General features: G+C 66.1%; 20 protein-coding genes (1 of these 20 running past the window's edge). 12 read left to right on the plus strand and 8 right to left on the minus strand.

Annotation, left to right across the window (positions count from 1 at the left end):
* Positions 1 to 423: 423 nt before the first annotated feature.
* The 5 genes from ACG10_RS04100 to dksA all read right to left on the minus strand — a co-directional run bounded on the left by ACG10_RS04100 (position 424) and on the right by dksA (position 6,497).
* Positions 424 to 1,830, minus strand: a complete 1,407-nt coding sequence (locus tag ACG10_RS04100) for a sigma-54-dependent transcriptional regulator (protein WP_089167245.1) — start codon at positions 1,828 to 1,830, stop codon at positions 424 to 426.
* A 22-nt stretch (positions 1,831 to 1,852) separates the two neighbouring features.
* On the minus strand, positions 1,853 to 4,798 hold the full coding sequence (locus ACG10_RS04105) for a sensor histidine kinase (RefSeq protein WP_089167246.1): 2,946 nt from the start codon (positions 4,796 to 4,798) through the stop codon (positions 1,853 to 1,855).
* Positions 4,788 to 4,964, minus strand: a complete 177-nt coding sequence (locus ACG10_RS04110) for a hypothetical protein (RefSeq protein ID WP_012702757.1) — start codon at positions 4,962 to 4,964, stop codon at positions 4,788 to 4,790. Before ACG10_RS04110 ends, ACG10_RS04105 begins: the two co-directional genes overlap by 11 nt.
* A 105-nt stretch (positions 4,965 to 5,069) precedes the next feature.
* The gene (gluQRS, locus tag ACG10_RS04115) at positions 5,070 to 5,966 is read right to left on the minus strand and encodes a tRNA glutamyl-Q(34) synthetase GluQRS (protein WP_089167247.1); all 897 of its coding nucleotides are present in this window, start codon (positions 5,964 to 5,966) and stop codon (positions 5,070 to 5,072) included.
* Positions 5,967 to 6,056: 90 nt separating this feature from the next.
* Positions 6,057 to 6,497: an RNA polymerase-binding protein DksA gene (gene dksA / locus ACG10_RS04120; RefSeq protein ID WP_089167248.1), complete on the minus strand. Its 441-nt coding sequence runs from the start codon at positions 6,495 to 6,497 to the stop codon at positions 6,057 to 6,059.
* A 197-nt stretch (positions 6,498 to 6,694) separates the two neighbouring features.
* Here dksA and ACG10_RS04125 point away from each other — a divergent pair, with 197 nt between their 5' ends.
* Positions 6,695 to 7,870 (plus strand): pyridoxal phosphate-dependent aminotransferase, encoded by a 1,176-nt coding sequence (locus tag ACG10_RS04125; protein ID WP_089167249.1) that lies wholly within the window; start codon positions 6,695 to 6,697, stop codon positions 7,868 to 7,870.
* The gene (gene sfsA, locus ACG10_RS04130) at positions 7,860 to 8,567 is read left to right on the plus strand and encodes a DNA/RNA nuclease SfsA (RefSeq protein ID WP_089167250.1); all 708 of its coding nucleotides are present in this window, start codon (positions 7,860 to 7,862) and stop codon (positions 8,565 to 8,567) included. Before ACG10_RS04125 ends, sfsA begins: the two co-directional genes overlap by 11 nt.
* Before the next feature lie 25 nt (positions 8,568 to 8,592).
* Here the strand turns inward: sfsA and ACG10_RS04135 are convergent, their stop codons facing one another.
* Positions 8,593 to 8,910 carry a Rieske (2Fe-2S) protein gene (locus ACG10_RS04135; RefSeq protein WP_039802097.1) on the minus strand — a complete coding sequence of 106 codons (318 nt, stop codon included), beginning with the start codon at positions 8,908 to 8,910 and terminating at the stop codon, positions 8,593 to 8,595.
* A 118-nt stretch (positions 8,911 to 9,028) separates the two neighbouring features.
* On the opposite strand from ACG10_RS04135, the gene ACG10_RS04140 reads away from it, so the two are divergent.
* From ACG10_RS04140 to ACG10_RS04150, 3 genes are read left to right on the plus strand one after another with little or no spacing between them, the layout of a single operon-like run.
* Positions 9,029 to 10,072: a FecCD family ABC transporter permease gene (locus ACG10_RS04140; protein ID WP_089167251.1), complete on the plus strand. Its 1,044-nt coding sequence runs from the start codon at positions 9,029 to 9,031 to the stop codon at positions 10,070 to 10,072.
* Positions 10,072 to 10,839 (plus strand): heme ABC transporter ATP-binding protein, encoded by a 768-nt coding sequence (locus tag ACG10_RS04145; protein WP_039802102.1) that lies wholly within the window; start codon positions 10,072 to 10,074, stop codon positions 10,837 to 10,839. Before ACG10_RS04140 ends, ACG10_RS04145 begins: the two co-directional genes overlap by 1 nt.
* 9 nt (positions 10,840 to 10,848) lie before the next feature.
* On the plus strand, positions 10,849 to 11,775 hold the full coding sequence (locus ACG10_RS04150) for a ChaN family lipoprotein (protein WP_089167252.1): 927 nt from the start codon (positions 10,849 to 10,851) through the stop codon (positions 11,773 to 11,775).
* A gap of 191 nt (positions 11,776 to 11,966) precedes the next feature.
* Here the strand turns inward: ACG10_RS04150 and ACG10_RS04155 are convergent, their stop codons facing one another.
* Positions 11,967 to 13,529, minus strand: coding sequence for a bifunctional aminoglycoside phosphotransferase/ATP-binding protein (locus ACG10_RS04155; RefSeq protein ID WP_198319012.1), 1,563 nt, complete (start codon positions 13,527 to 13,529; stop codon positions 11,967 to 11,969).
* Between the two features lie 116 nt (positions 13,530 to 13,645).
* Between ACG10_RS04155 and mrcB the strand changes: the two genes are divergently transcribed.
* The 3 genes from mrcB to ACG10_RS04170 are packed head-to-tail and all read left to right on the plus strand — an operon-like array spanning position 13,646 to position 17,068.
* Positions 13,646 to 15,988 carry a penicillin-binding protein 1B gene (gene mrcB / locus ACG10_RS04160; protein ID WP_089167254.1) on the plus strand — a complete coding sequence of 781 codons (2,343 nt, stop codon included), beginning with the start codon at positions 13,646 to 13,648 and terminating at the stop codon, positions 15,986 to 15,988.
* 16 nt (positions 15,989 to 16,004) lie between these two features.
* Positions 16,005 to 16,739 (plus strand): tetratricopeptide repeat protein, encoded by a 735-nt coding sequence (locus ACG10_RS04165; RefSeq protein ID WP_169531035.1) that lies wholly within the window; start codon positions 16,005 to 16,007, stop codon positions 16,737 to 16,739.
* Positions 16,739 to 17,068 (plus strand): YqcC family protein, encoded by a 330-nt coding sequence (locus ACG10_RS04170; protein ID WP_039802113.1) that lies wholly within the window; start codon positions 16,739 to 16,741, stop codon positions 17,066 to 17,068. Before ACG10_RS04165 ends, ACG10_RS04170 begins: the two co-directional genes overlap by 1 nt.
* Positions 17,069 to 17,083: 15 nt before the next feature.
* Here the strand turns inward: ACG10_RS04170 and ACG10_RS04175 are convergent, their stop codons facing one another.
* Positions 17,084 to 17,512: a DUF4124 domain-containing protein gene (locus ACG10_RS04175; RefSeq protein ID WP_169531037.1), complete on the minus strand. Its 429-nt coding sequence runs from the start codon at positions 17,510 to 17,512 to the stop codon at positions 17,084 to 17,086.
* Between the two features lie 398 nt (positions 17,513 to 17,910).
* Between ACG10_RS04175 and ACG10_RS04180 the strand changes: the two genes are divergently transcribed.
* The 4 genes from ACG10_RS04180 to pssA form a co-directional block, all read left to right on the plus strand.
* Entirely contained in the window at positions 17,911 to 19,635 is a 1,725-nt protein-coding gene (locus ACG10_RS04180; RefSeq protein WP_089169788.1) for an acetolactate synthase 3 large subunit, read from the plus strand.
* Between the two features lie 2 nt (positions 19,636 to 19,637).
* A complete protein-coding gene (gene ilvN / locus ACG10_RS04185; protein WP_039802115.1) occupies positions 19,638 to 20,129 on the plus strand; it encodes an acetolactate synthase small subunit in 492 nt (163 codons plus the stop codon).
* A 36-nt stretch (positions 20,130 to 20,165) separates the two neighbouring features.
* Positions 20,166 to 21,182, plus strand: coding sequence for a ketol-acid reductoisomerase (ilvC, locus tag ACG10_RS04190; RefSeq protein ID WP_039802117.1), 1,017 nt, complete (start codon positions 20,166 to 20,168; stop codon positions 21,180 to 21,182).
* Between the two features lie 150 nt (positions 21,183 to 21,332).
* Positions 21,333 to 21,703, plus strand: the start of a protein-coding gene (gene pssA / locus ACG10_RS04195; RefSeq protein ID WP_089167256.1) for a CDP-diacylglycerol--serine O-phosphatidyltransferase. It continues 445 nt past the right edge of the window; 371 of the gene's 816 nt are visible here — the first part of the coding sequence; it begins with the start codon at positions 21,333 to 21,335; its stop codon lies beyond the right edge, outside the window.

The following is a 21,703-nucleotide window of genomic DNA, read 5'->3' on the forward strand; positions in this document are numbered from 1 at the left end:
AGCCAATAGCAAACGGATTTCTTTGGTCGCTGATGTCGCCTGGGTCGTGTCGACCCACCAGTTCGGGTACTGCCTCGGGGCAGTTTTGTTGTTCTCGGCCTGGCTGCGGGCTTCGCCCGACGGGCATGTTTCTACTCCAAAAAAATCGGTTGGCCCCGTCTCCGCATCGTTGTTCTTGTAAGGCTGGAGTCGTGTCAATCGTTCTTATTATGGGTGGTACGTCTTGTTATTGTTGTTGTACGAATTATAAAGCAGATGTCGTGCCATGATTTTAAATTACTTTAAAAACATATACTTAGATTTTTGTCGTTAGAGGGTGGGAGGTGGATAGACGAGTTTTGGTTACCTGTCGACCCGGTTTCTGTTACCACCTTTGTAGGGGGGTAACAGCCTGTTCCCGTCCGGCTGTTACCCGCGCGCGGCTCAGGAGTTGCTGGGCGCGCTGGACTTGCGGCGCGGAATGCCGAGGCGCTGGCGGCGTTCCCACAGGCACTTGCGGCTGATGCCGAGCTTGCGGGCCAGCTCGGTTTCGGTCATGTGGTCCTGATGCTCCAGGACGAAATGCTGGAAGTAGTCTTCCAGCGAGAGGTCCTCGGTGGGCTCGTGGCCGCCGCCGACGTCCGGGCCGGGGAGTTCGGCGAAGTCCTCGTCCTCCAGCTCTTCCAGCTCGATGTCGACGCCCAGCAGGTCGGCGGGTATCGACTGGCCCTCGCAGAGGATCACCGCACGCTCGATGGCGTTCTCCAGTTCGCGCACGTTGCCCGGCCAGGTGTACTGGCCGATGGTCCGCTCGGCCTCGGGGGAGAAGCGCATCTCGCCGCGGCCCATGCGCTGGCTCTGGCGCTTCAGGAACGCCCGGGCGATTTGCAGGACGTCGTCTTCGCGATCACGCAGGGCCGGCAGCTTCAGCGAGATGACGTTGAGCCGGTAGAACAGGTCTTCGCGGAACTGGCCGGTCTTGGACAGCGCCTTGAGGTCGCGGTGGGTGGCGGCGATCAGGCGGACATCGACCTTCTGCGACTGCACCGAGCCGACCCGGCGGATCTCGCCTTCCTGCAGCACGCGCAGCAGGCGCGCCTGGGCCTCCAGAGGCAGTTCGCCGATCTCGTCGAGGAACAGGGTGCCGCCGTCGGCGGCCTCGACCAGGCCGGTGCGCCCGGCGACGGCGCCGGTGAAGGCGCCCTTCTCGTGGCCGAAAAGTTCGGATTCGATCAGGGTTTCCGGAATGGCTGCACAGTTCACCGAGATCAGCGGCGCCTTGGCGCGTTTCGACAGGTTGTGCAGGGCGCGGGCGACCAGTTCCTTGCCGGTGCCGGATTCGCCCTGGATCAGCACCGTGGAGTCGGTCGGGGCGACCTTGCGGATCTTGCCGAACAGGTCCTGCATGGCCGGGCAGGAGCCGATGATGCCGATCTCGCCCTCGACCGGCGCGGGAGACTGCGGCGCCGGCTCGGCGGAGACGGCCGCTGCTGGCGTCTGGCGGGGCTCGCTGAGGATGCGCGCCACGGTCTGGAGCATCTCGTCGTGGTCGAAGGGCTTGGCGATGTAGTCCATCGCGCCCATCTTCATCGAGTCCACCGCCGAGCGCAGGCTGGCGTAGCTAGTCATGATCAGCACCGGCGTGCCCTCGGCCAGGCGGATCAACTCGGTGCCGGGGGCGCCGGGCAGGCGCAGGTCGCTGATGACCAGGTCGAAGCCGGGGATGCTGTAGCGCTCCTGGGCTTCCTGCACCGAGCCGGCCTCGCTGACCTGGTAGTGGTTGCGTTCCAGCAGGCGACGCAGGGCGGAGCGGATGATGGTTTCGTCTTCGACGATCAGAATGTGTGGCATCGGGCAGGCTCTCTCGACGGTCTCACGGCGCCGGCGCTGTATCGACATGCCGTGGCAGGGTGACCCGGATACGGGTCCCGCGTTGCCGCTCGGGGTCGGCCGGGCTGTCGATGGTGATCCGGCCATAATGCTCTTCCACGATCGAATAGACCAGTGCGAGGCCCAGACCGGTGCCCTTGCCAGGGTCCTTGGTGGTGAAGAAGGGTTCGAACAGGCGGCCGGCGATGGCCTTGGGGATGCCGCTGCCCTCGTCCTCGACGATCAGGTCGACGCTGTGTTCCTCGGCCTCGCTGCGTACCCGGATGGCGCCGCCGGACGGGGAGGCGTCGCGGGCGTTGGAGAGCAGGTTGACCAGCACCTGGATCAGCCGCTGGGGATCGCCGACCACGCAGTGGGCAGGGTCGCAGAGGTTGAGGAACTGGACCTCGACGCCTGCGCGGTTGAGCGACAGCAGGCCGATCGCCTCGCGGGCCATGTCGGCCAGGCACACCGGCTCGCTGGCCTGCTTGTGGCTGCCGGCGTGGGCGAAACTCATCAGCGAGCGGACGATGCGCGTCACCCGCTTGGTCTGGTCGATGATCTGGCTGCTGATCTCACCCAGCTCGGCGTCGTCCTCGTGCTCCTCGCGCAGGTTCTGCGCCAGACAGGCGATGCCGGTGATCGGGTTGCCGATCTCGTGGGCCACGCCGGCGGCCAGGCGGCCGATGCTGGCCAGGCGCTCGGAGTGCGCCAACTTGTTTTCCAGCAGCTGGGTTTCGGTGAGGTCCTCGACCAGCAGGACCAGGCCGCTGCTGCCTGGCGCCAGGGGTTCGTCGATCGCCGCCTTGTGCAGGTTGAGCCAGCGCATCTGGCCGTCCAGCGACAGCCGCTGCTTGTGCAGGTGCTCGTCGGAGCGCTGGATGAAGTCTTCCAGCAGGCCCTTCCAGGGCGCATCGAGGGTCGCCAGGCAGGAGCCGACCACGCGCTCGGCGGGAATCCCGGTGAGTTCCTCCATGGCCCGGTTCCACATGAGGATTTCCCGGTCCTTGGACAGCGAGCAGACGCCCATCGGCAGCTCCTGCAGGGTCTGGCGGTGGTAGCGGCGCAGTGCGTCGAGCTCGGCGGCCAGGCCGGTCAGGCGCGAGCGGTAGTCCTCCAGGCGGCTTTCGATGAAGTGGATGTCCTCGGTGATGTAGTCTTCGCTGGCGGTCTTGTAGGGCAGGAAGGTTTCGACGATGTCCTGCGCCACGCTCGGTCCCATCAGGCCGGACAGGTTGGCCTCGATGCGGTCGCGCAGGCGGCGCAGGGCGAAAGGGCGGCTTTCGTCGAACGGCAGGTGCAGGTCGCGCAGGGCCTGCTTCACCTCGCGCTGGGCGATCTTCGCGCCGAGGGGGCGGGCCAACTGGGCGGCGAACTCCTGGGCGGAGGTGGCCAGCAGCTCACGGCGCTGCGGCCGGCGCACGTTGTCCACCGCGCAGGCCTCGCCGGCGCTGCGCTCCTCGGGGCTTGGCTCGGTGAATATCGACACCAGGGAGAACACCAGCACGTTGGCGGCCAGCGAGGTGATTGCCGCCAGGTGCCAGCTGGTGTCGTCCAGCACGTAGACGAAATCCAGCAGCGGCAGGTGCACGTCCTGCAGGTTGCCCAGCATGGGCAGCATCATGCCGCCCAGCCACACCGCCATGCCGACCAGCAGCCCGGCGATGAAGCCGCGGCGGTTGGCGGTCTGCCAGTAGAGGGTCGAGAGCACGCCGGGGAGAAACTGCAGGGTGGCGACGAAGGCAGTGACGCCGAGGTTGGAGAGGTTCTGGCTGGCGTCCAGCAGCCGGTAGAAGGCATAGCCCGCGGCGATGATGGCGAAGATCAGCGTGCGCCGCGTCCACTTCAGCCAGCGGTAGATGTTGCCCTCGGCCGGCGGCTGGTACAGCGGCAGCACCAGATGGTTGAGGGTCATGCCGGACAGGGCGAGGGTCAGGACGATGATCAGTCCGCTGGAGGCGGACAGGCCGCCGACATAGGCCAACAGGGTGAGGGGGGCGTTTTCCAGCGCCAGGCCCACGCCCAGGGTGAAGTATTCCGGGCCGGCGGCGACCTCCAGGCGCATGCCGGCCCAGAGGATCAGCGGCACGGCCAGGCTCATCAGCAGGAGGAACAGCGGCAGGCCCCAGCTGGCGCTGGCCAGGCCGCGGGGGTTGAGGTTCTCGGTAAAGGCCATGTGGTACATGTGCGGCATGACGATGGCCGAGGCGAAGAACAGCAGCAGCAGGGTGCGCCAGGGGCCCTCCTGCAGCGGGGTGTGCAGCGTGCCCAGCACTTCCCGCTGCTGCAGCAGCCACTGCTCCAGGCCCTGGGGACCGTCGAACACCCGGTACAGGGTGTAGATCCCGATGCTGCCGAGGGCCACCAGCTTGACCAGCGACTCGAAGGCGATGGCGCAGACCAGACCCTGATGTTTCTCGCGGGTGGCGATGTGCCGGGAGCCGAAGAGGATGGTGAAGAGGATGATCAGGGCGCAGAAGCCCAGCGCCACGCGCTCTTTCACCGGCTCCTGGGTGAGGATGCCCACCGAGTCGGTGACCGCCTGGATCTGCAGGGCCAGAAGCGGCAGCATCGCGACCAGCATGAACAGGGTGGTCAGCGCGCCGGCCCAGGTGCTGCGGAAACGGAAGGCGAACAGGTCGGCCAGCGACGACAGCTGGTAGGTGCGGGTCAGGCGCAGGATCGGATAGAGCAGCACCGGCGCCAGCATGAAGGCGCCGGAAACCCCCAGGTAGCAGGCGAGAAAGCCGTAGCCGTACTGGTAGGCCATGCCGACCGCGCCGTAGAAGGCCCAGGCGCTGGCGTACACGCCGAGCGACAGGGTGTAGACCAGCGGGTGGCGGACTACCCGCTGCGGAATCAGGCCCTGCTCGCTGAGCCAAGCGACACCGAACAGGGTCAGCAGGTAGGCGGCGCTGATCAGCAGCAGTTCACTCAGGCTAAAGCTCATCGGCGTCGGGCTGGCTCTGCAGGATGAAGGTCACCACGATGAGGATCAGCCACAGCAGGTACGGGCGGTACCAAGCGCCGTTGGGGTCGATCCACCAGTCCATGATGGCGGGGGAGAACAGGTAGATTCCCACCACCAGCAGCAGGACCAGCCGGTAGATGTACATGGCATGTTTCTCTGTCGATGGGGAAGGGCGTCGGCGATGGTAATGGATGCGCGCGCCGGCGCAAGCGTGACGGCCTCTTTTCCGGCCGGGCGGGGATGCCGGCGCTCAGTCCAGCGCGGCCTCGGCCAGGGTCCGGCAGCGCGGGATGCCCCCGGCATCCCAGTGGGCGATGGCCCAGTCGAGCAGCTGCCGCGGGCGGGCCTTGCCCAGTTCGGCCGGCGGGCGCTGACCGAGCGCGCGCAGGGCGCGCAGCAGCAGCGGGCCGGCCTGCTCGGCGGGGAGCGGGGGGGAGCGGTAGGCCTTGCCGAGCTTGTGGCCGTCGGGCTGGATGATCAGCGGCACGTGCAGGTAGCGCGGCCGGGGCAGGCCGAGCAGCTCCTGCAGGTAGAGCTGGCGCGGCGTCGAGTCGAGCAGGTCGGCGCCGCGCACCACGTCGGTCACCCCCTGCCAGGCATCGTCGAGGACCACTGCCAGCTGGTAGGCGTAGAGACCGTCGCGGCGGCGGATCACGAAGTCGCCGACCTCGCGGGCGAGCTGCTGGGCGAAGGCACCCTGCACCCGGTCGACGAAGGCGTAGGTGCGCGCCGGCACGCGCAGGCGGATGGCGGCGTCATGGGGCGGGCGCCCGGCCTCCCGGCAGAAGCCCGGATAGATCCCGGAAAAGCCTTCCAGCCGCTTGCGCGAGCAGGTGCAGGCATAGGCCAGGCCCCGCTCGAGCAGGTGCTCGACCACTTCGCCGTACAGCCCCAGGCGCTCGCTCTGCCGCACCAGTGCACCGTCCCACTCGAAGCCGTAGTCTTCCAGGGTCTGCAGGATGGCCGCCTGGGCGCCCGGCACCTCGCGGGGCGGATCGAGATCCTCCATGCGCAGCAGCCAGCGGCCGCCGACACTGCGGGCATCCAGATAGGAGGCCAGGGCGGCGATCAGCGAGCCGAAATGCAGGTAGCCGCTGGGCGTGGGTGCGAAACGGCCGACGTAGGCGGCGGGCGGAAGGGCGGTCATGCGGCGCTCGGAGGGAGCTGGCGATCGGACGGCGGCAGTCTGCCGGGCTGCAGATGCGCCGCGGGGCGCCGTGGCGCCCCGCTGGCAGGATCAGCTGCCGATCTGCTTTTCCTTGATCTCCGCCAGGGTCTTGCAGTCGATGCACAGGGTGGCGGTGGGGCGCGCCTCGAGGCGCCGGATACCGATTTCCACGCCGCAGGAGTCGCACCAGCCGTACTCGTTGTCCTCGATCAGCTGCAGGGTCTCGTCGATCTTCTTGATCAGCTTGCGCTCGCGATCACGGGCGCGCAGCTCCAGGCTGAACTCCTCTTCCTGACTGGCCCGGTCGGCGGGGTCGGGGAAGTTGGCGGCCTCGTCCTGCATGTGGTGCACGGTACGGTCGACCTCTTCCATCAACTCCTGTTTCCATTTATTGAGGATGTTGGTGAAATGAGCGCGCATGTTGTCGCTCATATACTCCTCGCCCGGAGTTTCCGGGTAGGGTTCGAAACCGCGAACCAGTTGGTTGTTCTGCTTTGCTTTGGTGGGCATGGATGACCGCCTCGCTCTCTCTAATCCATACACGCAGGCACATGTTCCCTGCCGACGGCGTCGGCCCTGCGACCGCAAGCGGCCGAACTTACCAGAAGCCATCCGGCCGCGCCACTCCCTGCCGCCTGCCACGGCAGCTGCCAGAGCGGTTTCGTGTGGGTAGAATCCATCCTCCGCCCCGTCTTGATGGAAGGCCCATGTCCTACAGTGCGCGCAGTCGCGCCATCGAACCCTTTCATGTCATGGCCCTGCTGGCCCGTGCCAACCAGCTCCAGGCCGAGGGTCACGACGTGATCCACCTGGAGATCGGCGAGCCGGACTTCACCACGGCAGCGCCCATCGTCGCCGCCGGGCAGGCGGCCCTGGCGGCCGGGCATACCCGCTACACCACCGCCCGCGGCCTGCCGCAGTTGCGCGAGGCCATCGCCGGCTTCTACGCGCGGCGTTATCGCTTGACTATAGACCCCGAGCGCATCCTGATCACCCCCGGCGGTTCGGGTGCCCTGCTGCTGGCCACGAGTCTGCTGGTCGATCCGGGCCGGCACTGGCTGCTGGCCGATCCCGGCTATCCCTGCAACCGCCACTTCCTGCGGCTGGTCGAGGGCGGCGCACAGCTGGTGCCGGTCGGGCCGGAAGAGCGTTACCAGCTGACCCCGGAACTGGTGGCGCGGCACTGGCGTGCGGAAAGCGTCGGCGCCCTGGTCGCCTCGCCGGCCAACCCCACCGGGACGCTGCTGCGCCGCGACGAGCTGGCGGCGCTGTCCGCCGCCCTGCGCGCGCGCGGCGGCCATCTGCTGGTGGACGAGATCTACCACGGCCTGACCTACGGCGTGGACGCGCCCAGCGTGCTGGAAGTGGACGACGACGCCTTCGTGCTGAACAGCTTTTCCAAGTATTTCGGCATGACCGGCTGGCGGCTCGGCTGGCTGGTGGCGCCCGAGGCGGCGGTGCCCGAGCTGGAGAAGCTGGCGCAGAACCTCTACATCAGCGCCTCGACCCTGGCCCAGCATGCCGCCCTGGCCTGCTTCGAGGAGGAAACTTTGGCGATCCTCGAAGAGCGCCGCGCGGAGTTCGCCCGGCGCCGCGACTACCTGCTGCTGGCTCTGCGCGAGCTGGGCTTCGGCATCGCCGTGGAGCCCGAGGGAGCCTTCTATCTGTATGCCGATATCGGCGCCTTCGGCGGCGACGCCTTCGCCTTCTGCCGGCACTTCCTGGAGCGCGAATTCGTCGCCATCACCCCGGGCGTCGATTTCGGCCGCCATCTGGCCAGCCGCCATGTACGCTTTGCCTATACCCAGAGCCTGCCGCGCCTGGAGCAGGCGGTCGAGCGCATCGCCCGCGGCCTGCAGAGCTGGCAGCCCGATGCGCTTTGATCCGTCGCTGGAGGAGGGGCGCCTGCTGCGCCGCTACAAGCGCTTTCTCGCCGACATAGAGACGCCGGCCGGCGAGATGTTGTGCATCCACTGCCCGAATACCGGGTCCATGCTCAACTGCATGGCGGAGGGCGGGCGCATCTGGTTCAGCCGCTCAAGCGACCCCCGGCGCAAGCTGCCGGGTACCTGGGAGCTGAGCGAGACGCCGCAGGGGCGGCTCGCCTGCGTGAATACCGCGCGGGCCAATCCGCTGGTGGAGGAGGCGCTGCGCGCCGGGCTGATCGTCGAGCTGGACGGTTTCACCACGCTGCGCCGGGAGGTCCGCTACGGCGCGGAGAACAGCCGGGTGGATTTCTGCCTGGACTATCCGGACGGAACGGCCTTCGTCGAGGTGAAGAGCGTCACCCTGGGCTTCGCCGACAGCCCGGTTGCCGCCTTCCCCGATGCGCGCACCGAACGTGGCGCCAAGCACCTGCGCGAGCTGGCGGCCTTGGCCCGGCAGGGCGTGCGCGCGGTGCAGCTGTACTGCGTGAACCTGTCCGGCATCGCGGCGGTGCGCCCGGCGGCGGAGATCGACCCGGGCTACGCGCAGGCGCTGCGCGAGGCCGTGGCGGCGGGCGTCGAGGTGCTCGCCTACAGCGTCGAGCTGTCGCCCGCGTCGATCCGCCTGACGCGCCGGCTCGAGGTGTGGCCCTAGGCCCGGCAGGAGGGGAGGGCGCAGGTTACAACTGCACCCAGATGCCGGCTTCGTCCTCGCGGCAGTCGATGCGCGGCAGGTGCTCTCCGGCGCAAGGGCCGGCCACGCATTCGCCATTCTCGATCAGGAATAGCGCGCCGTGGGTGGCGCACTGGATCAGGCTGCCGCTGGCGTCGAGAAAGCGGTCGGTCTGCCACTCCAGCGGAATGCCGCGGTGCGGGCAGCGGTTGGCGTAGACGAAGATCCGGCCGTCCCGGCGGACCGCGAGGAGTTTCCGCTCTTCCAGCAGGAAGCCGCGGCTTTGTCCTTCGCCGAGGGCATTCCCGGCACAGAGAAACTGCATGGCATCTCCCGAAAAGCCCGGGATTATCCACGCCGGCAGCCGGCGGCGGAAGCCGTGCGCTGGCGGTTGGCCGGGCCGCCTCTTATGCTTGCCGCCACCTTTGTTGCCAGATCCCTTCATGAGCGCCTTCGTACGCCGCCCCCGCGTCCTGCTGATCGCCCTGACCCTGTTGCTGCTGCTCGCCTTCTGGCTGTCGCTGGCGCTGGGCCCGCTGCGCCTGCCCCTGGTCGACTCCCTGCTGGCCCTGCTGCGGCTGGCCGGCGTGCCGCTGTCCGGGGCGGGGCTCGAGCAGGCCGAGCTGATCGTCGGGCAGATCCGCCTGCCGCGGGCCCTGCTCGGTTTGGCGGTGGGTAGCGTGCTGGCGCTGAGCGGGGTGGCGATGCAGGCGCTGTTCCGCAATCCGCTCGCCGATCCCGGTCTGATCGGGGTGTCCAGCGGCGCGGCGCTGGGCGCGGCGCTGGCGATCGTCGGCGGTTCGCTGTTCGGTGCTGGAGTACCGCCCGAGGAGTCGCCCTACCTGTTGTCGGCGAGCGCCTTCGCAGGTGGTCTGGCAGTGACCGCGCTGGTCTACCGGCTGGGGCGGCGCGACGGCCAGACCCGGGTAGCCACCATGCTGCTCGCCGGACTCGCCCTCAGCGCCCTGGCCGGCGCGGCGATCGGCCTGTTCGGCTATCTGGCCGACGATGCCGCGCTGCGCCGGCTGACCTTCTGGAACCTGGGCAGCCTGAGCGGCGCCAGCTATGCCCGGCTCTGGCCGCTGCTGCTGGCGACCCTCGGCGTGGCGCTCTGGCTGCCGCGTCGGGCCGGTGCGCTGAACGCCCTGCTGCTGGGCGAGTCGGAGGCGCGCCATCTGGGTTTCGAGGTGGAGCGGCTGAAGCGCGAGCTGGTGCTCTGCACAGCCCTGGGCGTGGGCGCGGCGGTGGCGGCGGCGGGGCTGGTCGGCTTCGTCGGCCTGCTGGTGCCGCACCTGCTGCGCCTGCTCTGCGGGCCGGATCACCGGCTGCTGCTGCCGGCGGCCATGCTCGGCGGCGCCAGCCTGCTGCTGTTCGCCGACCTGCTGGCGCGCCTGCTGCTGGCCCCGGCCGAACTGCCGCTCGGCATCGTCACGGCGCTGCTCGGCGCGCCCTTCTTCCTCTGGCTGCTGCGGCGGGAGCCGCTCTGATGCTGCAGGCCGAGCGACTGGCCGTGCAGCGCGGCGGCAGGCGGGTGCTGAGCGGCATCGACCTGGAGGTGCGGCCCGGCGAGCTGCTCGGCGTGCTGGGGCCGAACGGCGCGGGCAAGTCCTCGCTGCTGGCGGCGCTTTGCGGCGAGCTGCGCCCGTTGGAGGGGCAGGTCCGCCTGGATGGCCGGCCGCTGGCCGGCTGGCCGGGGCCGGAGCGGGCGCGCCGGCTGGCGGTGCTGCCGCAGAGCCCGGCGCTGGAGTTCGCCTTTCGCGTCGAGGAGGTGGTCGGCTTCGGTCGTCTGCCGCATGCCAGCGGCCGGCGGCGCGATGCCGAGATCGTTGCCCGGGCGCTGGCGGCGGCCGACGCCACCCATCTGGCCGGGCGCAGCTACCTGACCCTGTCCGGCGGCGAGCGCCAGCGAGTCCATCTGGCGCGGGTGCTGGCGCAGCTCTGGCCAGGCGGAGCGCAGCAGGTGCTGCTGCTCGACGAGCCGACCTCGATGCTCGATCCCCTGCACCAGCACAGCATCCTGCAGGCGGTGCGGGAATTTGCCGGACAGGGCACGGCCGTGCTGGCGATACTCCATGACCTGAACCTGGCGGCGCGCTACTGCGACCGCCTGCTGCTGCTGGCCGAGGGCTGCATGCAGGCGCTCGGCTGTCCCGAGGAGGTCCTGCGTGCCGGGCCGCTGAAGGCGGTCTTCGGTCTCGATGTACTGGTGCAGCGCCACCCGGAGCGGGGGCATCCGCTGATCGTGGCGCGCTGAGGAGAGTCCATGCGTTCATTGCTGTTCATCTGCCTGACCTTGCTGGCCGCCTGCCAGACGCTGCCGCCATTGCCTGCCTGGCAGGAGGGCGGCGGCGGGCGGGATGGCCAGCCCAGCTTCATCCTCGACCTGCGCAGCGGTGCCCGCCTGACACCGGCGCAGCTGGTCGAGCGGCTGGCCGTGGCGCCGCGGCTGCTGGTTGGCGAGAAGCACGACAACCCCGATCATCATGCCCTTGAGCTGTGGCTGCTCGAGGCCCTGGCTGGACGGCGGGCGCAGGGCAGCCTGCTGCTGGAGATGCTCGAGCCTGCTCAGCAGGCCCGGGTGGCGGCGACCCAGGCTGTGTTCGCCGCCGGCCGCGCGCCGGCGGATCTGCCTGCGGCACTGGCCTGGCGCCAGGGCTGGGACTGGGCGCTGTACGGCCCGCTGCTGCGCCATGCGCTGGCGCAACCCTATCCTGTCCTGGCGGCCAATCTGGATACGCAGGAGATGCGTCGCGTCTATGCCGAGCGGCCGATGCTGTCCGGCGCGGCCTCGACCGACGCGCGGGTGCGTGAGGCCCTGCTCGCGCAGATCGGCGCCTCCCACTGCAGCCAGCTGCCGGAGTCCCAGTGGCCGGCGATGCTTGCCGTCCAGCAGCAGCGCGACCGGCGCATGGCCGAGCGCCTGCTGGCCGCGCCGCAGCCGGCCCTGCTGCTGGCCGGCGCCTACCATGTGCGGCGCGATCTGGGCGTGCCCCTGCACCTGACCGATCTCGGCAGAGCGGCCGGCAGCGTCGTGCTGTTGCTCGCCGAGGCCGGGGAGAGGGTGGATGCGCAGGCCGCCGACTATGTCTGGTACACCCCGGCGACGCCGGCCCGCGACTATTGCGCCGAGATGCGCGCTGCCGGCGGACAGGCAAAAAAAGACCCGGCAGCGCCGGGTCGAAAACCGTAATTAGCCTGATGAGGAGATAACCTGAAGAGTAGCCGCTCTGTCAGTTTACCGCTGATCTCGCGATCAGTTTTCAAATAATAACGCTTCTCATTTGTTGGTCAAGCGCTGTTTGCGACTTTTTGCCGGTCTTCCGCGAACGCCCACCGAAAGAAGGCGCCCTGCAGGCGCCTTCTTTCGGTGGGGGAGGGGCTTTATAGGTCGGGGAGGCGCTTGCGCATGCGCGCCACCAGGTCGTCAAGGCTCTCGGCGAGATGGGTGTCGACCTGCCGGCTGTGTTGCTGTTCGACCTCGGTCAAGGCTTCGCGGCTGGCCTGCTGTGCCCTGACCACCTCCAGCGTGGCGTCGGACGGGTCCTTCCCTTCGGCCTGGCGTTCGGCGAGCCATTCGGCGATCAGGGCTTCGGGCGCCTGGCAGTCGAGGATCAGGAAGGGCGCGCCGTTGTTCTCGGCGACCTGCCAGGCGGCCATGCGCTGTGCCTGCTTCAGGTAGGTGGCGTCGATCACCACCGGAAAGCCGGCCTGCAGGGCGCCGGCCGCCAGCCGGTGCAGGTGTTCGTAGGTCGCTTCGCTGGCCTGGCTGCTGTAGATGCCGCTCGCCAGCCGGCCCTGGTCGGTTGCCTGCTGCTCGCCGAACAGGCGCTTGCGTTCGATGTCCGAACGCAGGCGGATGGCGCCGAACTCTTCGGTCAGCCGCTGGGCGACATGGCTCTTGCCAACCGCGGACAGGCCGTGGGTGATGGCCAGAAAGCATGAGGGAATGGCGCTGTAGTGCTCCGCCAGGCTGGCGTAGTTGCGGTACTGCTGGAGAATGGCGGTGCGCCGCTCGGTGCACTCCTCCTGGGCCAGGCGGAACAGGTTGACCTTGCCGCGCACCATGGCGCGGTAGGCCTTGTAGAAGTTCAGCAGCGGCAGGGCGGCGTAGTCGCCGGTCCGCTCCAGCCAAGCGCTGACAAAGCGCCGGGAAAGTCCCTTGAGGCCGCGGTCCTCCAGGTCCATGGCGAGGAAGGCGGCGTCGCACACGACATCGATCAGGCGGAACGGCTCGTTGAACTCGATGCAGTCGAACAGCACGACCTGGCCGTCGAGCAGGGTGGCGTTGCCGAGGTGCAGATCGCCATGACATTCGCGGATGAAGCCATCCGCCTTGCGCTGTTCGAGCAGTGGCCGCAGGCGCTCGAAGCTGGTTTCAGCCCAGGCCTCGAGGGCGTCGAGCTGCTGCAGGTCGGCCGCTTCGGCGAGCAGCGGGCGGATCTGCTCGAAGTTCTGCCGCACCGGGCTCATCACCGCCTCCGCGCTGCCCAGCGGATGCTCCGCCGGCACCTTGGGCGCCTGCAGGTGGAAGCTGGCGATCCGCTCGGCCAGGGCGTCGATGTGCTCGGGCGCGAGCTCGCCGCGGGCCTGCATTTCGCCGAGCAGCTGGCTCTGCGGGAACTGGCGCATCTTGACCGCGTATTCGATGACCGGACCGTCGCCGGCCAGCTGCGGGGCGCTCACGTTGCCGGTGATCGGCAGCACTTCCAGATAGAGGTCGCGGGTCAGGCGCTGGTTCAGGCGCACTTCCTCTTCGCAGAAGTGCTTGCGCGCGGCCAGATTCGTGAAGTCGAGAAAGCCGAAATCGACGGCCTTCTTGAACTTGTAGGCATAGGGGCCGGTGAGCAGGACCCAGGAGATGTGAGTCTCGATGACCTTGAACTCAGTCACCGCGTGCGGGTAGAGCGCGGGGTTCTGCAGGGCGTTGATCAGGGCTTGGCTCACGGTCAGTCCTTGCTGGGCGGTCGGGGCGGAAGGCCGCATTATGGCTGCTGTGACCGCCCCTGCAAACCGCCGGGCTGCGCTATCGAGGGTGGGTAAAGTGCGTATAATGCGCCGCCATGACTCGTACCCGCTCCTCCAAATCCCCTTCTCCACGTCGCTCCGGTGCCCTCCGTTCCTGGCTGGGCTGGACCGCCAAGCTTGCATTGGTAGGTCTGGTGGTGCTGGCTGGTTTTGCCGTTTATCTCGATGCCGTGGTGCAGGAGAAATTCTCCGGCAAGCGCTGGACGCTGCCAGCCAAGGTCTACGCCCGGCCGCTGGAGCTGTTCTCCGGTCTCAAGTTGTCGAAGCAGGATTTTCTCACCGAACTGGACGCGCTCGGCTACCGCCGCGAGGCCGTTGCCGGGCCGGGCTCGGCGGCTGTGTCCGGCAACACCGTTGATCTGCATACCCGCGGCTTCCGCTTCTACGAGGGCGACGAGCCGGCCCGAAGGATCCGCGTGCGTTTCTCCGGCGATTATGTGTCCGGCCTGAGCGGTGCCGACAGTAGCGACCTGCCCGTCGTGCGGATGGAGCCGCTGCTGATCGGCGGCCTGTACCCGGCGCACAACGAGGACCGCATCCTGGTCCAGCGCAACGAGCTGCCGCCCTATCTGGTGGAGACCCTGGTGGCGGTGGAGGATCGCGAATTCTTCAGTCATTTCGGGGTGTCGCCGAAATCCATCGTCCGCGCCCTGTGGGTCAATGCCGCCGCGGGTGGGGTGGTCCAGGGCGGCAGCACGCTGACCCAGCAGCTGGTGAAGAACTTCTACCTGAGCAACGAGCGCAGCCTGGTACGCAAGGCCACCGAGGCCATGATGGCCGTGCTGCTGGAGCTACACTACGACAAGGACGAGATTCTCGAGGCCTACCTCAACGAGGTGTTCCTGGGCCAGGACGGCAATCGCGCGGTGCATGGCTTCGGTCTGGCCAGCCAGTATTTCTTCGGCCAGCCGCTGGCCGAGCTGCAGCCGCATCAGGTCGCCCTGCTGGTGGGGATGGTCAAGGGACCCACCTATTACAATCCGCGCCGCAACCCCGAGCGGGCCATGACGCGGCGCAACCTGGTGATCGACCTGATGGCCGAGCAGTCGGTGATCGATGCTGTGCAGGCCGCTGCCGCCAAGCAGAAGCCGCTTGGTGTCACCGCCCGTGGCAGCCTGGCCAACAGCGCCCATCCGGCGTTCCTCGATCTGGTCAAGCGCCAGTTGCGCGAGGATTACCAGGAGGCCGACCTCACCGAGGAGGGGCTGCGCATCTTCACCAGTCTCGACCCGATCCTGCAGAACAAGGCCGAGGCCGCGGTGCACGACACCTTCAAGCGCATCGGCAAGGGCGGCGATCCGGTCGAGGCGTCGATGGTGGTGAGCAATCCGGAAACCGGCGAAGTGCTGGCCCTGCTCGGCAGTCGGCAGCCGCGTTTCGCCGGCTTCAACCGGGCGCTGGATGCGGTGCGGCCGATCGGTTCGCTGATCAAGCCGGCGATCTATCTCACCGCGCTGGAGAAGCCCAGCCAGTACACCCTGACCAGCTGGGTGGCGGACGTGCCCTTCTCGGTGAAGGGCCAGGACGGCCAGCTCTGGCGTCCGCAGAATTACGATCACCAGGCCCATGGCGACATCTATCTCTATCAGGGCCTGGCCAACTCCTACAACCTGTCGACCGCCAAGCTCGGCCTCGAGCTGGGGGTGCCGAACGTGCTGAAGACCCTGGCGCGGCTGGGCGTCGAGCGCGAGTGGCCGGCCTATCCGTCGATGTTGCTGGGGGCCGGGGCGTTGACCCCGATGGAGGTGTCCAGCATGTACCTGACCATCGCCAGCGGCGGTTTCAACACGCCGCTGCGCGGCATCCGCAGTGTCCTGGACTCCGCCGGCGAGCCGCTCAAGCGCTACCCGTTCCAGATCCAGCAGCGCTTCGATCCGGGGGCCATCTATCTGCTGCAGAACGCCATGCAGCGGGTGATGCGCGAGGGAACCGGGCGTTCGGTCTACAGCCGGCTGCCGCGCTCGCTGAATCTGGCCGGCAAGACCGGTACCACCAACGATTCGCGCGACAGCTGGTTCGCCGGCTTCAGTCAGGATCTGCTGGCGGTGGTCTGGCTGGGGCGCGACGACAACGGCAAGACGCCACTGACCGGCGCCACCGGTGCGCTGAGGGTCTGGACGGACTTCATGGCCAAGGCCGATCCGCTGCCGCTGGACATGCCGGTGCCGGACAATGTCACCGAAGTTTGGGTGAATGCGCGTAATGGGCTGGGCTCCGAGCCGGGTTGTCCGGATACGGTGCAGATGCCTTATATTCGGGGTAGCGAGCCGCCACTGGGACCCCCTTGTGGGTTGCCGCAGGCGCCTGCCGAAAATGTGCAGGATGTGATCGAGAATGTTCAGGATGTCATGGACTGGGTGCGCGACTGGTCGAATTGAGCGAAGAGGGCGCCAGGTGAACAGGTGGTTGTTTGGTGCAGTGGCGGCAAGCGTGCTGCTGAGTGGCTGTGCGACGGTCGAGCATGGCTCGATCCCGGTGGTGGATGCGAGTGGCTCGGTTTACGACCAGCAGCAGGGGCGCGGCAGCGGTACGACCTCCCGCCCCCCGGTAGCGACGCCTTCCCAGGCGCCGGCTCCCGTCGAGGATGCCGGGGTGGTGGTGATGGTGCCCGGGGGCGGGGCCAGCTCGGCGCCGATCCAGTCCTATCCGGCATCGGGTGTTTCGGGCAGCGTGGCGCCGATCGTTTCCCAGCCGATTACTGCCACCACGTCTGACGGTAATGCCGGCTATTCCGTGCCCCGTGCGCCGAGCGGTGTTCCGGGCGGCAGCTCCGCCGTTTCGGGGAATCTGGCTGCCGACGAGCAGCTCGATGGTCCGGTCCTGGCGCTGCTCACCACCGCACAGCGGGAGCAGGGCAGTGGCAATCTGGATAGTGCCGCCTCCAGCCTGGAGAGAGCGCAGCGCATCGCCCCGCGCGAGCCGCAGGTGCTCTATCGGTTGGCCGAGGTGCGCCTGGCCCAGGGCGATGCCGCCCAGGCCGAGCAGTTGGCGCGTCGTGCCTTGACCTATGCCGGCGGTCGCCCGGCATTGCAGGCCAGTCTTTGGAATCTGATCGCCCAGGCGCGCGAGCGCCAGGGTGATGCGGCTGGCGCGGCGCAGGCCCGCGAGCGGGCGCGGGTCAATCTGTGATGGATGCGCGTATCCCGGCGCTGGCCGAGCAACTGCTGCTGATCGAGCGGGAGTTGCGCGTTCTGGGCTTGTGGGCTCGCTTGCCACCGAGCGATGAGGCACTCTCCAGCAAGCAGCCATTCTGTATCGACGCTCTCGCCTTCGAAGAGTGGCTGCAGTGGATCTTTCTGCCGCGGATGAAGCAGATCCTTGAGAGTGGCAGCGCTCTCCCTGCTGTATCGGGAATCCGGCCAATGGCCGAGATGGTCTATGCCGAGCGGTTGGCCGAGCTGGGGCGTCTGCTGGAGTCGCTTGGCGAGGTCGATAGGCTGGTTTCGAGCGGAGACTGAGGCTCGCCGGCCGGTTCAGCGACAGCTGCCCTCTATGGCCCTTTTCGCGTCGGCAATGCGGGTCTGGCGTTCTTCCTCGGTCAGCCTGCGCATTTCTCCATTGATCTGCGCGCGCAGTCTGGGGTTGTTCTCCAGTTGGGCCAGGTGGGTGCGTACGGTTTCGCAGTATTCCTGGCGCTTGGCTTCCTGGATGGCGATGTCACGCTTCACCTTGCGCTCAATGGTTTCCTGGTCGGGGTCGTTTGACTGTACAGGCGGCAGTTTTTCCGCTGCAGGCAGCCGGGGGGCCGGAGCGGCCGTGTTGAGTGTGGAGCTTGCCTGGTCGCTTGGGGGTTGCTCACTGAAGTGGGTCACGCCTTGCTTGTCCACCCAGGTGTAAACCTGACCAGCCATCGCGGTTGCGCCCAGAGTGAGCAGCAGGCTCGTGAGGATCATGCGTCGCATGGGGATTCCTTAAGTCTCGGTAGAGGCCTGGCGCTACTATACCGGAACGATAGTGCGCCTCATGGCATCCCGTCACAGCGGCAGAAGGGGCGAAAGCCCGAGGCATTACTTGACTTGGCCTGAGTGAATCCGAACAATTCAAGGTTCGCTGCAGTGGGGTTCGCCGCAAGCGGGCTTCAGCTCAGCAGACATGAGGCGTCACCCACGCCGACCTGATACACCCGCAACGCGTTACCTCGCGCTGGGTGGGAGAATCCTGCAACACACTCTGGGGCCTCCCGATACTTGCTCGACAGCGCTGCGTAGGCGGCGACAACCGTCGCTCATGCCTGTTTGGCAGTAACCTATTCAGGCCGTCCGGTCGAGGGCGGCAATCTGGCGTTCTAGAGGTGAACAACGTGGAGCTTTTATCCGGCGCTGAAATGGTCGTCCGCTTCTTGCGCGACGAAGGCGTTAAATACATCTACGGATATCCGGGCGGTGCTCTTCTGCACATCTACGATGCCCTGTTCAAGGAAAAGGAAGTCACCCATATCCTGGTCCGTCACGAGCAGGCAGCCACCCACATGGCCGATGGTTATGCCCGTGCGACCGGCAAGGCTGGTGTGGTGCTGGTGACTTCGGGGCCTGGTGCCACCAATGCCGTCACCGGCATCGCCACCGCTTATATGGATTCCATCCCAATGGTGGTGATTTCCGGGCAGGTGCCGAGCACCATGGTCGGCAGCGATGCTTTTCAGGAAACCGACATGATCGGCGTTTCCCGGCCGATCGTGAAGCACAGCTTCATCGTCAAGCATCCCTCGGAAATCCCCGAGGTGCTGAAGAAGGCTTTCTACATCGCCGAGTCCGGCCGGCCCGGTCCGGTGGTGGTGGACATTCCGAAGGACATGGGCGATCCGACCCAGAAGTATGAATACGTCTATCCGAAGAAGGTCAAGCTGCGCTCCTACAGCCCGGCGCTGCGTGGCCACTCCGGGCAGATTCGCAAGGCCGTCGAGATGCTGTTGGCAGCCAAGCGTCCCGTGCTCTACTCCGGCGGTGGCGTGATCATGGGCAGGGCTGCCGCCCAACTGACCGAGCTGGCGCAGATGCTCAATCTGCCGGTGACCAATACCCTGATGGGGCTGGGAGGCTATCCGGGCAACGACCGGCAATTCCTCGGCATGCTCGGCATGCATGGCAGCTACACTGCCAACCTGGCCATGCATCATTCCGACGTGATCCTCTCCGTCGGTGCGCGTTTCGATGACCGCGTGGTCAATGGGGCAGCCAAGTTCTGTCCGAATGCCAAGATCATTCACGTCGACATCGACCCTGCGTCGATTTCCAAAACCATCAAGGCCGACGTTCCGATCGTCGGGCCGGTTGATAGCGTGCTCACCGAGATGATCTCCATCGTCAAGGAGATCGGCGTGATGCCGCAAAAGGATGTCGTGGCCAGCTGGTGGAAACAGATTGACGAGTGGCGTGGCGCGCGCGGCCTGTTCCCCTACGACAAGGGTGACGGCAGCATCATCAAGCCGCAGACAGTGATCGAGACCCTCTACGAGGTGACCAAGGGCGATGCCTACGTCGCCTCCGACGTAGGACAGCACCAGATGTTCGCTGCCCAGTACTACAAATACGCCAAGCCCAATCGCTGGATCAACTCCGGTGGCCTGGGCACCATGGGCTTCGGTTTCCCCGCGGCCATGGGCGTCAAGCTGAATTTTCCCGAAGCCGATGTGGCTTGTGTCACCGGGGAGGGCAGCATCCAGATGAACATCCAGGAAATGTCGACCTGCCTGCAGTACGACCTGCCCGTGAAGATCATCAACCTCAACAACGGCGCGCTGGGTATGGTTCGCCAGTGGCAGGATATGCAGTACAACAGCCGCTATTCGCATTCGTACATGGAGTCGCTGCCCGATTTCGTCAAGCTGGCCGAGGCCTATGGCCATGTTGGCATGCGCATTACCGAGCTGAAGGACCTCAAGCCGATGATGGAGGAGGCCTTCGCCCTGAAAGACCGCCTGGTGTTCCTCGATATCGCGGTCGATACCAGCGAGCACGTCTATCCGATGCAAATTAGAGACGGCGCGATGCGCGATATGTGGCTGAGCAAGACGGAGCGGACCTGAGCATGCGACACATCATTTCCCTGCTGATGGAAAACGAGCCGGGCGCCCTGTCTCGGGTAGTCGGCCTGTTTTCGCAGCGCAACTACAACATCGAGACCCTCACCGTAGCGCCCACTGAGGATCCGACGCTGTCCCGCCTGACTCTGACCACCATTGGTCAGGATGAGGTGATCGAGCAGATCACCAAGAACCTCAACAAGCTGATTGAGGTGGTCAAACTGGTAGACCTGTCGGAAAGTGCGCACATCGAGCGCGAGTTGCTGCTGGTCAAAGTCAAGGCCACCGGAGCCCAGCGTGCCGAGATCAAGCGTACTACCGACATCTTCCGTGGGCAGATCGTCGATGTCACCAGCAGCGTCTATACCATCCAGCTCACTGGAACCAGTGACAAGCTGGATAGCTTCCTGCACGCCATCGGTACTTCGTCGATCTTGGAAACCGTGCGCAGCGGCGTCACCGGCATAGCCCGTGGCGACAAAGTACTCACTATTTAACGAAAGGCCTTGCGGGCCTGATATCAGGGGTAACTCATGAAAGTGTATTACGACAAAGATTGCGACCTCTCCATCATTCAGGGCAAGAAGGTCGCCATCATCGGTTATGGCTCCCAGGGGCATGCGCACGCCTGCAACCTGAAGGATTCCGGTGTTGATGTTTGCGTCGGCCTGCGTGCTGGTTCCGCTTCGGTAGCCAAAGCTGAAGCCCATGGGCTGACCGTGAAGAGTGTCAAGGATGCCGTTGCCGCTGCCGATGTGGTGATGATCCTGACTCCTGACGAATTCCAGGGGCGTTTGTACAAGGACGAGATCGAGCCGAATCTGAAGAAGGGTGCGACCCTGGCCTTCGCCCACGGCTTCTCCATCCATTACAATCAGGTAGTGCCGCGTGCTGATCTGGACGTGATCATGATCGCGCCGAAAGCGCCGGGTCATACCGTGCGCTCCGAGTTCGTCCGTGGCGGTGGTATTCCCGATCTGATCGCCATTTACCAGGATGCTTCCGGCAATGCCAAGAACGTTGCCCTGTCTTATGCCAGCGGCGTCGGCGGTGGTCGTACCGGCATCATCGAAACCACCTTCAAAGATGAAACCGAAACCGACTTGTTCGGTGAGCAGGCCGTACTGTGTGGTGGCTGCGTCGAGCTGGTCAAGGCCGGTTTCGAGACCTTGGTTGAAGCCGGTTACGCGCCGGAAATGGCCTATTTCGAGTGTCTGCATGAGCTGAAGCTGATCGTCGACCTGATGTTCGAAGGTGGCATCGCCAACATGAACTACTCGATTTCCAACAATGCCGAGTACGGTGAATACGTGACTGGCCCGGAGGTCATCAACGCCGAATCCAGGGCTGCCATGCGCAATGCCCTGAAGCGTATCCAGAACGGCGAATACGCAAAGATGTTCATCACCGAAGGTGCTGCCAATTATCCGTCGATGACTGCCTATCGCCGCAACAATGCCGCTCATGGCATCGAGGTTGTCGGCGAAAAGCTGCGAGCCATGATGCCGTGGATCGCTGCCAACAAGATCGTCGACAAAACCAAGAACTAAGCTCGGCATATGAAATAAAAAAGACGCGGCCTCGGTCGCGTTTTTTGTTGCAAATCGGGCTTCTGGTATAAAGCCCCATGGAGCGGACTGCCTGCGAACGTGCATTGTAGGCGTCGGCCAAAAATCTTTCTGAACCTGCAGGGTGCTTTCATGAGCGAACGTCCGGAGGAGTCCAACAAAGGGTCCGCAGCTGAAAGTCTGTTGCCCATCGACGAGCACATTGAGGAGGAGCGGGACGCGGAGGGGCGCAAGGTCCGTCATCGTGGTATCTATTTGCTACCCAATCTGTTTACCACGGCCAACCTCTTTGCTGGCTTCTATTCCATCGTCAGTGCAATCAATGGAAACCTATATGTAGCCGCGGCCACGGTTTTCGTCGCGATGGTGCTGGATAGCCTGGATGGGCGTGTGGCTCGCCTGACCAATACGCAAAGTGCATTCGGCGCCGAGTACGACTCGCTTTCCGACATGGTGGCCTTTGGTTTGGCACCAGCCATCCTTGCTTTCGAGTGGGCCTTGAG

The sequence above is a fragment of the Azotobacter chroococcum genome (assembly GCF_002220155.1).
Classification (GTDB): domain Bacteria; phylum Pseudomonadota; class Gammaproteobacteria; order Pseudomonadales; family Pseudomonadaceae; genus Azotobacter; species Azotobacter chroococcum.

Bases quoted from the DNA above. Each gene is read 5' to 3' on its own strand.
- ACG10_RS04105 (WP_089167246.1), bottom strand. From the start codon at position 4,798: ATGAGCTTTAGCCTGAGTGAACTGCTGCTGATCAGCGCCGCCTACCTG.
- ACG10_RS04150 (WP_089167252.1), top strand. From the start codon at position 10,849: ATGCGTTCATTGCTGTTCATCTGCCTGACCTTGCTGGCCGCCTGCCAG.
- ACG10_RS04170 (WP_039802113.1), top strand. From the start codon at position 16,739: ATGGATGCGCGTATCCCGGCGCTGGCCGAGCAACTGCTGCTGATCGAG.
- ilvN (WP_039802115.1), top strand. From the start codon at position 19,638: ATGCGACACATCATTTCCCTGCTGATGGAAAACGAGCCGGGCGCCCTG.
- ACG10_RS04140 (WP_089167251.1), top strand. From the start codon at position 9,029: ATGAGCGCCTTCGTACGCCGCCCCCGCGTCCTGCTGATCGCCCTGACC.
- sfsA (WP_089167250.1), top strand. From the start codon at position 7,860: ATGCGCTTTGATCCGTCGCTGGAGGAGGGGCGCCTGCTGCGCCGCTAC.
- ACG10_RS04135 (WP_039802097.1), bottom strand. From the start codon at position 8,910: ATGCAGTTTCTCTGTGCCGGGAATGCCCTCGGCGAAGGACAAAGCCGC.
- mrcB (WP_089167254.1), top strand. From the start codon at position 13,646: ATGACTCGTACCCGCTCCTCCAAATCCCCTTCTCCACGTCGCTCCGGT.
- dksA (WP_089167248.1), bottom strand. From the start codon at position 6,497: ATGCCCACCAAAGCAAAGCAGAACAACCAACTGGTTCGCGGTTTCGAA.
- ACG10_RS04110 (WP_012702757.1), bottom strand. From the start codon at position 4,964: ATGTACATCTACCGGCTGGTCCTGCTGCTGGTGGTGGGAATCTACCTG.
- ACG10_RS04125 (WP_089167249.1), top strand. From the start codon at position 6,695: ATGTCCTACAGTGCGCGCAGTCGCGCCATCGAACCCTTTCATGTCATG.
- ACG10_RS04175 (WP_169531037.1), bottom strand. From the start codon at position 17,512: ATGCGACGCATGATCCTCACGAGCCTGCTGCTCACTCTGGGCGCAACC.
- ilvC (WP_039802117.1), top strand. From the start codon at position 20,166: ATGAAAGTGTATTACGACAAAGATTGCGACCTCTCCATCATTCAGGGC.
- ACG10_RS04100 (WP_089167245.1), bottom strand. From the start codon at position 1,830: ATGCCACACATTCTGATCGTCGAAGACGAAACCATCATCCGCTCCGCC.
- gluQRS (WP_089167247.1), bottom strand. From the start codon at position 5,966: ATGACCGCCCTTCCGCCCGCCGCCTACGTCGGCCGTTTCGCACCCACG.
- ACG10_RS04145 (WP_039802102.1), top strand. From the start codon at position 10,072: ATGCTGCAGGCCGAGCGACTGGCCGTGCAGCGCGGCGGCAGGCGGGTG.